Source organism: Embleya sp. L77, from assembly GCF_055557415.1.
Genome location: NZ_CM145709.1, coordinates 861,092 through 876,247, shown reverse-complemented (window position 1 = coordinate 876,247; position 15,156 = coordinate 861,092). Strand labels below are relative to the sequence as shown.

Below are 15,156 nucleotides of genomic sequence, written 5' to 3'. Positions count from 1 at the left end.
GGACGACTCTGGTCCGCCGCCCGGTACCCGGACCAGTAGCCTGGTTATCCGGGTATAACCAGGCACCTGGCAATCGAGACCACCCGGGCGCAGGATGGACCGATGACCGGCAGCCCGCGCACCGACGCCGTTCCCGACACAGTCCCGCACACCGGCCCCGACGCCCTTTCCGACGGCGTATCCGACGGTCTTCCCGACCACGGCGGCCGAAGCCGAATCGGGATCACCGCCGAGCCGGGCAGCGCCGCCCGGGCCGATCCGCCCGACTCCGAGCGGGCCGCGCCGCAGTACGTCCGCCCCGCCCGCGCCGCCTCGCGCGCCGAACTCGGCGCCTTCCTGCGCAGCCGCCGGGAGCGGATCACCCCGGACCAGGTCGGCATCCCCGTCGGCCGGCGCCGGCGCACCCCCGGCCTGCGCCGCGAAGAGGTCGCCCAACTCTCCGGTGTGGGCGTCACCTGGTACACCTGGCTCGAACAGGGCCGCCCGATCAACGTCAGCGCGCAGGTCATCGCCGGCATCGCCCGTACGCTGCGCCTGGACGCCGTCGAATCGGAGCACGTCAAGCGGTTGGCCTGCGTAGCGAGCACGGCGACGCTCCGGGCCGAGAACGCGGTGGACGCGGACACCCGGGTCCTGCTCGACGACTTCGCCACGCTGCCCGCCGTCGTGATGAACGAGCGTTACGACGTGCTGGCCTACAACGAGCTGTACGCCAGGGTCTTTCCGGCGATGGTCGCCTGCCCCCGAGGCCGGCGGAACATGATCTGGGAGCTGTTCACCCGACCCGAGTGTTGCAACCCGTTCCACGAGTGGCTCCAGGAGTGCCAGGGTGTGGTCGGCGTGCTGCGCGGCACCTACGCCCGCAACATCGGCGATCCGGTCTGGACCGCATTCATCGACGAACTGGTCGAGGCCAGCCCCGAGTTCGCCAAAGCCTGGGCTGCCCACCCGATTTCGCTCACCCGCACCCGGGTCAAGTTCTTCCGCCACCTGGACGTCGGTGTCCTGCATGTGCGCGGCATCCCGACCGACCTGGTCGCCTCGCCCGGCCAGCGACTGAACGTCTACGTGCCGCAGGACGAGGAAACCCGCGAGCGCCTGACCCGACTCGCTGCCCCGGACTTCGTGCCCAGCGCGCCGCACGTGCACGCGGGCATGTGAGCGAGCACACGCGGGACGGTGGAGCCGGCCGGCACGGTGGAGCCGAGCACATGCGGGGCGTCGGGCTGTGCGCTGTGGGCGGATGAGCGGGACGGGACGGGACGGCAACCGTGGGCGTGGAACGTCGAAGGGCCGGTGGATCGCGATGATCCACCGGCCCTTCGATACTTCTGGTGCGCGATACTGGGATTGAACCAGTGACCTCTTCCGTGTCAGGGAAGCGCTCTCCCGCTGAGCTAATCGCGCGGGCGTCGTGCGTGACCTGCGTGGAGCAGGTACTAGGTACTGCCGTACTGCGTGTTCGGTTGTGCGGCGTGCGCGATACTGGGATTGAACCAGTGACCTCTTCCGTGTCAGGGAAGCGCTCTCCCGCTGAGCTAATCGCGCGGGAAGTTCACCCTCGGCACGGAGCCTTGGGTCTCTTGGAGGTGGAGACGGGATTTGAACCCGTGTAGACGGCTTTGCAGGCCGTTGCCTCGCCTCTCGGCCACTCCACCAAGTGAAGGAACCATAGTGGTTGCCCACCACATTCCTCTACTTCTTCCGAGCGGACGACGAGATTCGAACTCGCGACCCTCACCTTGGCAAGGTGATGCTCTACCAACTGAGCCACGTCCGCCTGTCGACCCGAGCCGCGTTTCCGCGTCCCGGCGACGTTGAGAACTTTAGCGGATCCGAGGGCCATCACAAAAACCGATTCCCCGCGGACCCCACCGCGCGACCCGCGCAACCTGCGAAAACGACCGAGGCCGGCTCGAACCACCAGGGTTCGAACCGGCCTTCGGCGCGGCTCGGCGGACCTCACGAGGGGGCCCGGCAAGCCCTCGACCGGGCCCCTTCGAGCCATCCTCGGGGCCGGACGAGCCGCCCCCGACTCAGCCGCGACGCTCCCCGGAGGGGGCGGGTTCGACAACCGGCGCCGTGGCTGTGCTTGCCTCTGCGGCGGGAACCGGGGCCGGGGCCGGCACCGAGGTGGGCTCTGCCTCCGGTTCAGCCGGCGTTCGGCCCTCGTTCCCGACTTCGTCCTTGCCCTCGCCGAGCGCTCCGTGCTCACCTTCGGTCTCGGTGACCGGTTGGACGACGGTCTCGGCTACTGGTTGGACGGCGGTTTCCGGAGCGGCGTCGATGGCGGGCTCGGTGACCGGTTGGACGGCGGTCTCGGAAGCGGACTCGACGGCGGGCTCGGCTACCGGCTGGACGACGGTCTGGGCTACCGGCTCGACGACGGTCTCGGAAGCGGACTCGGCTACCGGCTCGACGATGGTTTCCGAAGCGGGCTCCGCGGCCTTGGCCGGCTTGCCCAGGGACACCGGTTCCTGCGATTCGGCCACGGCGGGCGTCGAAGCCGGTTGGACGACGCCGGCGGTCGGCGCGGCGGTGGGCCGCGGCGGCGGGACCTGCTTGGGCCGCGCGGCCGGCGCCCCATCGACCGGCAGCACCGTCGTCACGTCGGCAGCAGCCGGCGCCTCGTGAGCAACCGGCGGCTCGTGAGCGGCCGGCGCCGGGGCAGCCGGAGCGGAGGAGGCCGGAGCCGGGTCGGGGGCCGCCGCAGACGCAGCCTCGACCGGTGCAACGGCCTCAGTCGCAACCGCAACCGCAGCCGGAACCCCCGAAGCGACCGGAGCCACAGCCCCTTCAGGAGCCACAGCCCCCTCGCCGGCCACGGCCCCCGAGCCAACCACCGTGGACGTCGGCGCCTGCGGCACCGGCGGAGCCCCCGGCGTACCCGGAACCGGCGGCACCGGCGGCGCGAAGTACTGCGCGCTCGGCGCCTGTGCCGGATAGGCCGCCCACGGCGTGGGCGCACCACCGAAGCCGGCCGGCATCCCGGGCATCCCGGGCATCGCGCCGGGGATGCCACCGGGGATCAGGCCCGACGCGAACGCCAGCGCCTCGCGCTCGTGCTGGAACGTGGTGATCCTGCGGACCACGAGAATCGCCGCGACCGCCGCCAGGATCAGCACGACATCCGCGATCCCGGACAGGAAGTCGATGGTCCGCAACCGGTCGGCGTCGGACAGCTCGATGTCCTCGTCGAGCGGGTAGGACAGCCGGCTCGCGAAGAACAGCACACCCGACGCCACCAGCAGCACCCACCAGGCCCACAGCAGCGGCAACCGGCCCGGCGTACGCCCGCCGCGCTCGGCGGTCCGCGGGTCGCTCGCGCGCCACACGTCGTGCAGGATCAGCTTCGGGAACCACAGGCTGACCACCGGCACCAGCCAGCCGCCGATCGCCCACCCGGTGGACAGGTGCTGCTTCGAGGGGCCGAACAGGTCCACGTTGGCGCGAGCCCGGTACATCCAGATGATGAACAGCACGGCCGTCGCGATCATCGACAGGACCAGGAACGCGGTCGCCGCCGCCACGAGCGAGTCCGAGTCCTCGGCCTTGGTGCGCAGCGCGTCGGTCATGCCGAGTTCGCCGGCGTCGGAGATCTGTTGCAGGACGTCCGCACGGTGGAAGAACGCCGCCGCGCACAGCGCCGCGAACACCGCGGACAGCGGCAGCAGGATGTACAAGGTCACGGCGAGTCCGCGCAGCGCGCGAAACGGCTGCGGCAGCCAACCCGGGTACGGCGACGCCGGATACGGGCTCGGCATGCCGTACGGGGTCTGCGGGGCGAACTGTCCCGGCGCGTGCGGATAGGCACCCGGGTACGCACCGGCCGGGGCGACCGCGGATGCCGGTGCGGCGTACGGATCCGGTGGCGCGGGAGCCGCGGGAGTGGCGGGAGCCGCGGCGGACCCGGCGAGCACGGGGGTCGCCCCGGTGCCGGGCTGCTGCGGCGCGGCGGCGGCCGGGACGGCGCCGCAGTACGAACAGCGGTCGGCCCGCGTAGACCAGGTGTCGCAGGCGGAACAGTGCACGGATGAACGTCCTTCGATCGCGTGGTGCCGTGGAGGCTTCGGGGGCCGGGACGAACCGACCGGGGGAGGTGCGGTCACCGGACTCGGGGCTGCCGGGTCCCTACCCACCGTGCCGCATCATGCCGTGCCCGACGGGCACTGGGGAACGCGGAATCCACCAGCGGCGGTTCCGGGCGCGTCGGGTACCCGGGCACGGGGCCTTCGAAGCCGCCGGTGCCGGGCCGTTCGAGACGTCGTGGCGTCCTTCCACACCCTTCTACAATGGACGATCTGATCCGCGCGCCGATCCGCCACAGGTGCCGCGGTCGCGACCCCGGAACGAACCAGTGAGTCAGCCACCTCCCCTCGCCCACCTCGGCGGGCGCTTGGCCACCGGCCTGCGTGACGTCACCCGTGACCCGGCCGCCCTGGACTCGCACGGGTTCTGGGCCGTCGTCGCCGACTTCGAGGGCGACCTGCTGTGCGCACGCTTCGACGAGGTGCGCCCGGCCCCGCTGCCGGCCGCGCCGTGGACCGGACCGCCCGCACACGCGTGGACCGACTCGCTCGGCGCCGACGCGTACCGCGCCGGGGTGCGCCGGATCCGCGAACACATAGCCGCCGGCGACGTGTACCAGGTCAACCTGTGCCGCCTGCTCAGCGCACCGTTGCCCGAGGACGCCGACATCCTCGGCCTGGCCGGCCGCCTCGCGCACGGCAACCCGGCCCCGTACGCGGGAGTGATCCGACTGCCCGCCCACGACGTGCACGTCGCGTGCGCGTCACCCGAGCTCTACCTGCACCGCGCCGGCGACCGGGTCTGGTCCGGCCCGATCAAGGGCACCGGCCGCACCGAGGCCGACCTGTTGCCCAAGGACCACGCCGAGAACGTGATGATCGTGGACCTGGTCCGCAACGACCTCGGCCGGGCGAGCGCGATCGGCTCGGTCACCGTGCCCGACCTGTGCGTGGTCGAGAAGCACCCGGGCCTGGTCCACCTCGTCTCCACCGTCGCCGGCACCCTGGCCCCGGGCGTGGGCTGGCCCGAACTGTTCGCCGCGACCTTCCCGCCCGGCTCGGTCAGCGGCGCGCCCAAGAGCAGCGCGCTGCGGATCATCGACGAGCTCGAACCGGTCCCGCGCGGCCCGTACTGCGGCGCGATCGGCTGGGTCGACGCGGACCGCCGCGAGGGCTCGCTCGCGGTGGGCATACGCAGCTTCTTCGTCCGGGACGGCCGCCTGTGCTTCGGCACCGGCGCGGGCATCACGTACGACTCCGACCCGCAGCGCGAGTGGGACGAGACCGAACTCAAGGCACACAACCTGCTCGCGGTGGCGGGGCGGGACTACCTGCCGGGACCCGAGCACGAGCGTGCCGGGCAGGATGCGCACCACGCGGATGTCCCGCGCACAGCGGACAACGCAGCGGACGACGCAACGGACGCCTCGGAGGGCGCATGAGCAGTATTTGGTTGAACGATCGCCTCGTCGACGACGAGCAGGCCGTGGTCCGGGTGGACGACCACGGTCTGACCGTCGGCGACGGCGTGTTCGAGACGATGAAGGCGACCGGCGGGCGGGCCTTCGCGACGACCCGACACCTGGATCGGCTGGCCCGTTCCGCGCGCGGTCTCGGGCTGCCCGCGCCCGACCTCGACCTGATCCGCCGCGCGTGCTCCGAGGTGCTGGCGGCCAACCCGCTGCCCGGCGTCGGCCGACTGCGGATCACCTACACGGGCGGACGCTCGCCGCTGGGCTCCGAGCGCGGCGATGCCCCGCCGACGCTGGTGGTGGCCCTCGGCGCGGCCAAGGCCCGGGGCAAGAGCACGGCCGTGGTCACCGTCCCATGGACCCGCAACGAGCACGCGCCGACCACCGGCCTCAAGACCACGAGCTACGCCGACAACGTGGTGATGCTCCGCTACGCCGCCGAACGCGGCGCGAGCGAGGCGCTGTTCGCGAACACGGCCGGCAACCTGTGCGAGGGCACCGGCTCGAACGTGTTCGCCGTACTCGACGGCCGCATCCTCACCCCGCCGCTGACGGCCGGCTGCCTGGCCGGTGTCACCCGCGCACTGGTCCTGGAGTGGGTCGGCGCCGAGGAGACGGACCTGCCCCTGGCCGCGCTCGCCGACGCCGAGGAGATGTTCCTGACCTCGTCGCTGCGCGACATCCAGGCCGTGCACCGCATCGACGAGCACACCCCGCCCGCATCCGGCCCACTCACCCGCAAGGCAATGGAAATCTTCACGGCCCGCTCCGCCGCCGACATCGACCCGTGACCCCGCCACCCGTTCTCGGCGTCGGCACGCCGAGAACGGGTGGACTGCATCCGCTGAGTGGTGAGCCGTGCGTGTGACTTCGGGGCGTCGAACGACCGCGGGCCGTTTCGGGAGGCGGGTGTGATCGTGCGCGTGGCTCCGGGGCGTCGGACATTGCGTGCCTGCTCGGGAAGCCGGCGTGATCGCACCCGTCGCTCCGAGGTGTCGGAGGTCGCGGACCCGTTCGCGAAGCCGGCGTGATCGCACCCGTCGCTCCGAGGTGTCGGAGGTCGCGGACCCGTTCGGGAAGCCGGCGTGATCGCACCCGTCACTCCGAGGTGTCGGACATTGCCTGCCTGCTCGGGAAGCCGGCGTGATCGCACCCGTCACTCCGAGGTGTCGGACATCGCGGACCCGCTCGGGAAGCCGGCGTGATCGTGCGCGTGGCTCCGACCAGGTTGGCCGGGGCCGCGCGCGGGCAGCACTGCCGGTAACGGGGCGCTGCGCCCGGGAAGGCGGGGGCCACCCGATGACCACCACTCTGCGACCGGCCGGACCCGGCCGTGACGGCGTGTACTCGATCTGCGCCAACGGCCGATCCGTGGGCGGCGTGCACCTGACCCCGCTGGGCCCGTGGGGCGCCGGCACCGGATGGATCCTGCACATCCAGGTGCTGCCGTCACGCCGTCGCCGCGGCCACGCATGCGTCGCGATGCTCGCCGCCGAGGAGATCATGCGCGGCCTGCGCTGCACCCGGATGGCGGCGGCCGTCCCCGAGGGCAACCGGGCGGCGACCGGCCTCGTCCAGGCATTGGGGTACGCCCCCGACAGCCGCCGCCTCGCGGCCCCCGTGCGCGCCACCGGACTCCCGCCCGGCGTACGGATGATGGACCCCGACGAACGCGACGCGTGGTGCGCGGCGGAACTGCACCGGTACGCGGCGGACCTGCGCGCGGCGGGCTGGGCGGCCCCCGTGGCGCAGGCCCGGGCACAGGCCCGGTTGGACCACCCCACGGCGCCCGCGCCGTACACGCTGGGCGAGGGCGCGGTGGTGTGGGTCGCGCACGGCGTCATCCTGGCGCTGACCGCGCCGACCCCGGCGGACGCGGCGACCCTGCTCCGCGCGGCCGGCCACGTGACGGCGGCACAGGGCCTGCACGAGGTGGCGATCGAACTCCCCGACGACACTCACGCGAAGGTCTGCACGGGGGCGGGATTTGCGCCGCGCACGCGTTATTGGGGGAAACCCATCCTGTGAGGGTCGGGCACATCCCTGATGCTGGGTGTACTCCACGGGGAGGAGATGGATCGGTAGGTGTCCTCCCCGAGTACCGAACCGACCGCCGATCGTGGCGTCCGGAGGCGGAGGAGACGACGATGGAGGAAGCACCAGGTCCGACAAGACCGACACAAGAACCGACACCGATGCTTCGAACGGCACTGATGCTTCGAACGTCACCGACGCGTAGGACGACGCCAACGCTTCGGATGTCACCGACGCATCGAACGGCACCGACGCTTCACACGTTTCGAATGCTTCGCACGAGGAGGAGGCCGAGCGCATGTCCGGCGCAGATGTGGTGACCGGCGCCCTGTGCATGGCGCTGACGGGTCTCGGCCTGGTCATCGCGGTACAGAAGGCACGCCAACGACGTTTCCTGAACGCGACGCGGTGGACCGCCGCGGCGCTGTTCCCGATCGGGCTGTACCTGACCGGCCTGGCCACGCTGGGCCGCCGGGTCGGCAGCGCGGCCGCCGACTGGGCGACCGATCTCGCCTTCGGGATCAAGGCGTGGGGCGGCATCGCGATCCTCGCGTTCGCCGTGATGCTGCTGATGATCACCCGCATGATCGGCCGCAAGAACCCGGAGTCGAGCGGTACGTCGGCTTCTTCCGCTTCGTCGCCCTCTTCGTTCTCCTCGTCCTCCGCGGATCTGGCCGCGCTCCTGGGCGGAGCCGGTGCGGACACCGGCGCGGGCGGCAGCGCGGGCGCAGCCCAGCCGAGCAGTCGGCAGCCGAAGCCGGCCGCGGCGCCGCGTTCCCGGCGCGCCGCGCGTGGTGCGGTGGACGACGAGTTCGCGGAGATCGAGGAACTGCTGCGCAAGCGCGGGATCTGAAGTCGGGGAATCCCGATTTGCGGATTACCGCCGGTTGTCGGCGGTTACCGAGAGGCGGGTTAAACACACGCTGTGCACAACAGGACACGCCACGAGATGGTGAATGTGAACGCATTCCCATGCCGGAAAATGTGTTCGACTGTGCGCTTTCTTTGCACCATGTGCGGATCGTGTACGTATTCGGATCGACCGATCGCGCGGCGTGCGCGATTCACCCGCCCGGCGGTCGCGGTTCGTCGTCCGGGCGGTCCCGCGGCTCCGACGTGAAAGCGCTCCGCCGCTCCCACCGTGTGGACGGTGGGTGCGGCGGAGCGCTGACGTACGTACCCGGCGCTGCGGACAGGGGCGTGCCCGCGGTTCCGGGAGCTCAGTTCTCGGCGAGAATCTGCGACAGTTCCCGGTCGAGGTCGAAGAAGCGATGCTCGTTGCCGGGGGCAACGGCAGCGTTCGTACGCTTCAGGAACGACTCCAGCGCCCGCGCGGGCGCTTCGAGCAGGGCTTCACCCTCGGGCGAGCTGAGGGCGATGCAGACGATGCTCTGTCCGTGGCTCCGGGAGGGCCACACACGAACGTCGCCGGTGCCGGACGGCTGACGCAGCCCATCGGCGAGAAGGTCGCGGGCGAAGACCCAGTCGACCGTCTCATCGGCACCCGTGTGGAAGGTCGCATGCACGGCGTACGGGTCCGACGAGTCGTATCGCAGCCCCGCAGGGACTGGCAATGAAGACTCGCTCGAGACGACGAGGCGCAGGTGCAGCTCACAGCTGACCGTGGTGTTCATAAGCGCCATGGCCTTTCGCTCAGTGTGCGCTCGGGGATTCGCACGTCGGCGTTCGCAACATCCCACCTGCGGACCTCTTGTAAACGTCTCTGCCCGATATACGGGCGTCTGGGTACTCCTTAAGAGCGATGCGGAGGTGTAACGTTCGCCCGCATGATTTCCGGAAGGGAACAGGCGTTCAGTTCATACCCGTCATGCCCGGGGCGAGTCCGCACCGTACCGTCGGGCCTGCATCGAACCTCTGCCCCCTTGTAGCGTTGTCAAGCCAGGCCGAGCCATGGTCGGCTCCGGCCGCAGGCCAGACGGAGGTGCCCGGTGAACGACGGCCGGTACGACGAGAGAGGAAGACCAAGGATGGACACGGGGGTCGCGGACAACAGCGCGCACGCCACACGAGAGTCCACCAGCGCCGACCAGGACGCCCCGAGCGGCCCGGCCGACAAGCAGGCGAAACCATTCGGCTCCCGCGCACCGGCCTTCGTCAAGCGCTCCAAGCCCTTGCACATGACCTGGCAGATCGGCGTCGCCGTGATCGGCTTCGCGATCATCGTCGGCGGCATCATCATGCTCCCGCTGCCCGGCCCCGGCTGGGCGGTCATCTTCCTCGGCCTGGCCGTCCTCGGCACCGAATTCGTCTGGGCCCAGCGCACCCTCCTGTGGACCAAGGACAAGGTCACCAAGGCCGCCAACCGCGCCCTCGACCCCAAGACCCGCCGCCGCAACATGATCATGCTCGCCATCGGCCTCATCCTGATCGGCGCAGCGGTGGCGTCCTACCTGTGGAAATACGGCATGGCCCTCCCCTTCTGACCCGGGAAGCGGGGCTCGAGCGGGCGGGCTCGCGCGCCTCCGGCCGCGGGACCCGGCCCCGGCTCCCGGGACCCGGCCTTGGTCCCGGGGTCCGGCCTCGACCCCGGGACCCTGCCCACCTCGACCCTCGATCGCGCGAGCCTCCCGCCCCAAATGCCTGATCCGGAGCCGCGACCCGACCCCCGAGAAGGGGTGGGCACAACCGCCCCCACACATGCGGTAATGTTCTCCCTGCGCCCGGGCGATTAGCTCAGCGGGAGAGCGCTTCGTTCACACCGAAGAGGTCACTGGTTCGATCCCAGTATCGCCCACACAGGTCAGAGCCCCGGATCACGAAAATGATCCGGGGCTTTGTCGTGCTGCCGGCAGCAAAGTACCGCAACGGGTGCCCCGGAAAGCCTTCGCCGAAGGTCAGTCGAGCCACTCGCCCAGGCTTCGCAGGGCCTCGCGTGTCTGTTCGTCCGGGGCCAGGGCGTAGATCTCCATCGTGACCCCGATCTTCGTGTGGCGCAGCACATCAGCGATGGTGAGGTATGTACCGCGCGGGCCAGCCCAGCCGGCCGGGGGCCACTTCCGAAACGCCAGGAGGGCGATGAGGCGTCGCCCCGCCGGTCGTTCCGGCTGAGACCGGCGTCACGAGGTGGCGAGGGGCCGCGGGGGCTGTCGGAGTCGTCGTGTGAAATGGGCGAGGGACGTTCGCTTGACGGCTTCGAAGGAGACAACATGGCCGTGTTCGACGACTTCGGTCGTCCGCTCGTTGCCGGCTTCACCGTCGAACCTACGCCGGGACACGCGGAATCTCACCACTACGACGTAGTGCTCGCGTCGGCAGGTGGAGGCAAGGGTGTGCCTCGGAACCGGGACTACACCCAGGCACTCGAAATACTGCTGCGCCGAATCGGTGGTCTGCACGGCCGGCTGCTCGATGCCGCGGTCGACAGCAGAGAGACCGCGCTCAAGAACCTTCCCTTGGAGGAGCGGCGTGTGCTCTCGCCGGCGTGGCATGCCGTCGACCTGTACACCGTCAAAGATTTCAAGGGACTGCGGTTGTCTCTGACGGGTCCGCAAAAGAAGATCGGAGCGAAGCCGGGTTCGAAAGGGGGCAATGAGCGCCGACGTCTTCGACTCACCGTGAACGTCCCGGCTGCCGGGAACGCCGAACGACTTGAGCAGATGCTCATCCGGCCGGAGACCGTCGAGATCTCGGATACCTTCGAAGAAGAGATCGACGCAGGGGCGGGGGCCGCCGATGGTCCCGACCCCACGCCGTACCGATCGGGTGCACCCGATGCCGACAAGCGTAAGTCGGCCCGAGGGCAGGGTCGTTCGTCGGATGGCGCGGCGAATCGAGCCGTCGAGATGCGGGCGATGCTGCTGGCCGAATCTCACTACCGCGCCGAGGGTTGGGTCGTGAGTGTAGTCGCGAACACCAGCAGTTGGGACCTCACGTGCCACAAGGACGGCATCGAAAAACACGTCGAAGTCAAGGGCATGACCGGCCCTCCTGAAGGTGTCTACCTGACTGCCAACGAAGTTCGGCACGCGCTCTCCTACCCGAACCCCGCTCTCTTCGTCGTTCACGGGATCACCGTGCACCGCTCCGGCGACACCGTCACCGCCGACGGTGGTACCGAACTGTGCTGGGACCCCTGGGCCATCGCTCTCGACCGAGCCACTGCGACTCAATACCACTACACCCTCGATGGCCCCACATAGGCGTGGTCGATCTCCCGGGTCCGTGCGCGCTGTCTCTGTGCGCCGAAGGACCTTGCCGCCGAGCAGGTGAACCACTGGGTGGTAGCGCGCTGTAGCCCTCAGCGACCTCAATGCGGGTAGTTCACACCGAAGAAGTCACTGGTTGGATCCCAGTATCGCCCAAACAGGTCAGAGGCCCGGATCATGAAAATGATCCGGGCCTCTGACGTATTTGCAGCCGTTTCATACGGCAGTGGGCGGGGTGCGAGCAGGGCGGCGACGAGTGGGGGCACGATAACGGGCCGATGGCGGTCGCACCGACGGCCTTCGACGTGTTCGGTGATCTTCGGAGCAGGTGCGGTGGGCGGGCATGGCGGCTTGGAGTGTTGCTTGGGGTGGGGTGGGGTGGTGGGGGTGTGGGTGTGGGTTTAGGAGTCTTAGGGGTGGGGCGGGGGTGTGGGGGTGTCACGTTCAGGTGTCGAAGTATTGACATGAGTTCTTGGGCGGGACAAGCTCCTGAGCACGTTGTGAGAGCGCTCTCATTGTTCAAGATTCGGCGCTCCCGGTGGTGTGTTTTGTGTTGCCGCGAATCGTTGATCGCACCGCCGCACTTCGGTACTTCCGCACGAAGCAGTCCGCTCTCCCCGTCCCGGATGCAAGGCATCAGGAGGTCTTCCCATGCGCACGCGCTACGTTCGTGGTCGAGTCAGGGCGTTGTCGGCCCTGTGTACCGCGCTGTTGGTCGGGTCAGTGCTCGCCGGGTGCGGGGGTGATGGGGATTCCGGCTCGGGCGACGGCAAAGTCACCCTGAATCTGGGGCTGTTCGGCACCTTCGGCTTCGAGGAGGCCGGGTTGTACGCCGAGTATCAGCAGACCCACCCGAACATCAAGATCGTTCAGCACGACACCGAACGCGAGGAGGACTACTGGCGTACGGTGCAGACCCGGCTCGCCGGTGGGGGCGGGATCGACGACATCCAGGGCATCGAGGTCGGGCGGATAGCCGACGTCGTGAAGAACCAGGCCGACAAGTGGATGGACCTGAATTCGCTGGGCCTTTCCGGCGGCACCGCCGAGTACCTGCCGTGGAAGAGCAAGGCCGCGACCACCGGCGACGGGAAGGTGTTGGGCGCCGGCACCGACACCGGGCCGATGGCGATCTGCTATCGCACCGACCTGTTCCAGGCGGCCGGACTGCCCACCGACCGCGAGGAGTTGGCCCGGCGCTGGTCCACGTGGGAGGGATACGTCGAAGTCGGAAGGCAGTTCCAGGCGAACGCGCCGAAGAAGACGCACTACCTGGACAGCGTGACCGGTCTGTACAACGCGATCATCGGGCAACAGGCGGTTTCGTACTACGACGAGGCCGGCAAGCCGATCTATGACACCAACCCCACGGTGAAGCACGCCTGGGATCTGGCCACGCAGGCCGCCGACGGAAAGATGTCCGCGGCCCTGCAGCAGTTCCAGAGCGACTGGAACCAGGCGTTCGCGGCCGACGGCTTCGCGTCGATTTCGTGCCCGGCGTGGATGATCGGATACATCAAGACCCAGGCCGGTGATGCGGGCAAGGGCAAGTGGGATGTCGCCCCGGGACCGGGCGGTACCGGTAACTGGGGTGGTTCGTACCTCGCGATTCCCAAGGGCGGCAAGCACCACAAGGAGGCGGCGGAGCTGGTCGCCTGGCTCACCGCGCCCGAGCAGCAGGCCAAGATGTTCCAGAAGCAGGGGAACTTCCCGTCCAAGACCGGCGCGATCGAAAGCATCAAGGCGACCACGGACGCCTACTTCAACGGTGCGCCGATCGGTCGGATCTTCAGTGCGGCGGCCGAGCGGATGCCGGTACAGATCACAGGAGTTCGGCACAACGACATCAAGGAGAACATCAGTACGGCACTGACCTCCGTGGAAGCACAGGGGGTCAAGCCCGACGACGCGTGGAAGCAGGCGCGCGACGCGGTCAAGAACGCACTCGCCGGCTGAGGGGGAGTTGGCTAGGCGCGGGTTGCGGTGCGCGGTATCTGATGCGCGGGCCGTGACGTGCGGGCCGCGATACGCCGCTGATCCCCGCGGTCTGCGGAACGGCATTTTGCGGACGGCCGGTTGCGGGTCACAGGTTACGAGCCTCAGGCGCCGAGCCGGTGACCTGCGACGCGCGACCCACCACCCGTAACCGGTGCCACGCCCGCGCAGCGCCCCGCAACCTTCGCCTCGCGCCCCGCGACCCACGCGAGACCCCACCCGAGACCCGCGACCGCGCGACCCGCGACCTCCGACCGCGCCACAAGCGCAGTCCGCGACGGACGGCCGTTGCCCGAGAGTTGCCGTCCGACGGCCGCGCCCGGTCCGATCCGGCACCGCCCCTCCGTGGCCCGGCCGTTCCTTCCCCGGTCGGGCCACCCGTCCCACCGTCCGCCCACCTCTCCCGGCCCGGAGTGATTTCGATGGCGGCACCACCCCCCGCCCATGCAGCCCAATCCCCCGGCGGTCTCCGGACCGAATCCCCACATCAGCTCCCGTCGAGCCCCGAAACCAAGGCACATCGACCCGTCATGACTCCCCGTCAACTCTGGCGGCGCCGGGCGAACACCGCGTCGCCCTACGCCTTCGTCGCGCCGTTCTTCGTCCTCTTCATCGCCTTCGGCCTGTTCCCGCTCCTGTACACCGGATACATCTCCTTGCATCGCGTGCGATTGCAGAATCCGGACGACATGACCTGGCTCGGGCTGGAGAACTACACCAACCTCTGGCACGACAAGTTCTTCTGGAAGGCGCTGCGCAACACCTTCACCATCGGGCTGATATCCACGGTCCCGCAGCTGTGCATGGCGCTCGGCCTGGCGCATCTGCTCAATCGTCGGCTGCGCGGGCGGACCTTCTTCCGGGTCGCGATCCTGATGCCGTACGCGACTTCCGTCGCCGCCGCGACGCTCGTGTTCGGTGGCCTGTTCGGGCGCGACTACGGGATGGTCAACTGGTTCCTCGGGATGTTCGGGGTCGACAACGTCGACTGGTACAACGGCACTTGGACCTCCCAGATAGCCGTCTCGACCATCGTCACCTGGCGTTGGGTGGGCTACAACGCGCTCATCTACCTCGCCGCGATGCAGGCCATTCCGCACGACCGCTACGAGGCCGCGGCGTTGGACGGGGCGAAGTCCTGGCATCAGTTCCGGCACGTCACCCTCCCGGGACTGCGGCCCACGATCGTGTTCACCGTCGTGGTCTCGACGATCGGCGCGATGCAGATCTTTGCCGAGCCGTTGCTGCTCCAGGGCGGCCCGATCGGCGTCCGGGGCGGGGCCTCGCATCAGTACCAGACCATCGGGCTCTACATGTACGAGACCGGCTGGAGCAACTACGCGCTCGGGAAGGCCTCCGCGATCGCGTGGACGACGTTCCTGATCATCCTTGTCGTCATCGGCATCAACGCGCTTGTCTCCGCGAGCCGTTCGCGCCGCGAGACCCGAGAGGGCCGCTGAC

General features: G+C 69.5%; 11 protein-coding genes and 5 tRNA genes. 10 read left to right on the top strand and 6 right to left on the bottom strand.

Features of this window, described 5'->3' with window-relative positions:
- The first annotated feature begins 102 nt into the window (after positions 1-102).
- Positions 103-1,161, top strand: coding sequence for a helix-turn-helix transcriptional regulator (locus ACZOOI_RS03685; protein ID WP_465279374.1), 1,059 nt, complete (start codon positions 103-105; stop codon positions 1,159-1,161).
- A 171-nt stretch (positions 1,162-1,332) separates the two neighbouring features.
- On the opposite strand, the gene ACZOOI_RS03680 is transcribed toward ACZOOI_RS03685, so the two are convergent.
- The 5 genes from ACZOOI_RS03680 to ACZOOI_RS03660 form a co-directional block, all read right to left on the bottom strand.
- Positions 1,333-1,407: transfer RNA gene (locus ACZOOI_RS03680), tRNA-Val, on the bottom strand.
- A gap of 69 nt (positions 1,408-1,476) precedes the next feature.
- Positions 1,477-1,548 (bottom strand) — tRNA-Val (locus tag ACZOOI_RS03675).
- Between the two features lie 36 nt (positions 1,549-1,584).
- Positions 1,585-1,658: transfer RNA gene (locus tag ACZOOI_RS03670), tRNA-Cys, on the bottom strand.
- A 49-nt stretch (positions 1,659-1,707) separates the two neighbouring features.
- A tRNA-Gly gene (locus ACZOOI_RS03665) sits at positions 1,708-1,780 on the bottom strand.
- A 256-nt stretch (positions 1,781-2,036) separates the two neighbouring features.
- Positions 2,037-4,031 carry a DUF4328 domain-containing protein gene (locus ACZOOI_RS03660; protein WP_465279373.1) on the bottom strand — a complete coding sequence of 665 codons (1,995 nt, stop codon included), beginning with the start codon at positions 4,029-4,031 and terminating at the stop codon, positions 2,037-2,039.
- Between the two features lie 326 nt (positions 4,032-4,357).
- On the opposite strand from ACZOOI_RS03660, the gene ACZOOI_RS03655 reads away from it, so the two are divergent.
- The 4 genes from ACZOOI_RS03655 to ACZOOI_RS03640 all read left to right on the top strand — a co-directional run bounded on the left by ACZOOI_RS03655 (position 4,358) and on the right by ACZOOI_RS03640 (position 8,387).
- The gene (locus ACZOOI_RS03655) at positions 4,358-5,470 is read left to right on the top strand and encodes a chorismate-binding protein (RefSeq protein ID WP_465279372.1); all 1,113 of its coding nucleotides are present in this window, start codon (positions 4,358-4,360) and stop codon (positions 5,468-5,470) included.
- Complete coding sequence (locus ACZOOI_RS03650) at positions 5,467-6,291, top strand: aminotransferase class IV (RefSeq protein WP_465279371.1); 825 nt, start codon at positions 5,467-5,469, stop codon at positions 6,289-6,291. Before ACZOOI_RS03655 ends, ACZOOI_RS03650 begins: the two co-directional genes overlap by 4 nt.
- A gap of 508 nt (positions 6,292-6,799) precedes the next feature.
- Positions 6,800-7,528: a GNAT family N-acetyltransferase gene (locus ACZOOI_RS03645; protein ID WP_465279370.1), complete on the top strand. Its 729-nt coding sequence runs from the start codon at positions 6,800-6,802 to the stop codon at positions 7,526-7,528.
- 304 nt (positions 7,529-7,832) lie between these two features.
- On the top strand, positions 7,833-8,387 hold the full coding sequence (locus ACZOOI_RS03640; protein WP_465279369.1) for a hypothetical protein: 555 nt from the start codon (positions 7,833-7,835) through the stop codon (positions 8,385-8,387).
- Between the two features lie 367 nt (positions 8,388-8,754).
- Here the strand turns inward: ACZOOI_RS03640 and ACZOOI_RS03635 are convergent, their stop codons facing one another.
- Positions 8,755-9,168 (bottom strand): SsgA family sporulation/cell division regulator, encoded by a 414-nt coding sequence (locus ACZOOI_RS03635; protein WP_026218464.1) that lies wholly within the window; start codon positions 9,166-9,168, stop codon positions 8,755-8,757.
- 354 nt (positions 9,169-9,522) lie between these two features.
- Between ACZOOI_RS03635 and ACZOOI_RS03630 the strand changes: the two genes are divergently transcribed.
- The 5 genes from ACZOOI_RS03630 (at position 9,523) to ACZOOI_RS03610 (ending at position 15,155) form a co-directional block, all read left to right on the top strand.
- Entirely contained in the window at positions 9,523-9,978 is a 456-nt protein-coding gene (locus tag ACZOOI_RS03630; RefSeq protein WP_465279368.1) for a TIGR02611 family protein, read from the top strand.
- Between the two features lie 239 nt (positions 9,979-10,217).
- Positions 10,218-10,289: transfer RNA gene (locus ACZOOI_RS03625), tRNA-Val, on the top strand.
- Positions 10,290-10,701: 412 nt separating this feature from the next.
- Positions 10,702-11,694 carry a protein NO VEIN domain-containing protein gene (locus ACZOOI_RS03620; protein ID WP_465279367.1) on the top strand — a complete coding sequence of 331 codons (993 nt, stop codon included), beginning with the start codon at positions 10,702-10,704 and terminating at the stop codon, positions 11,692-11,694.
- A gap of 657 nt (positions 11,695-12,351) precedes the next feature.
- Positions 12,352-13,656, top strand: a complete 1,305-nt coding sequence (locus ACZOOI_RS03615; RefSeq protein WP_465279366.1) for an ABC transporter substrate-binding protein — start codon at positions 12,352-12,354, stop codon at positions 13,654-13,656.
- A 569-nt stretch (positions 13,657-14,225) separates the two neighbouring features.
- Positions 14,226-15,155, top strand: coding sequence for a carbohydrate ABC transporter permease (locus ACZOOI_RS03610; RefSeq protein ID WP_465279365.1), 930 nt, complete (start codon positions 14,226-14,228; stop codon positions 15,153-15,155).
- Position 15,156: the final 1 nt, after the last annotated feature.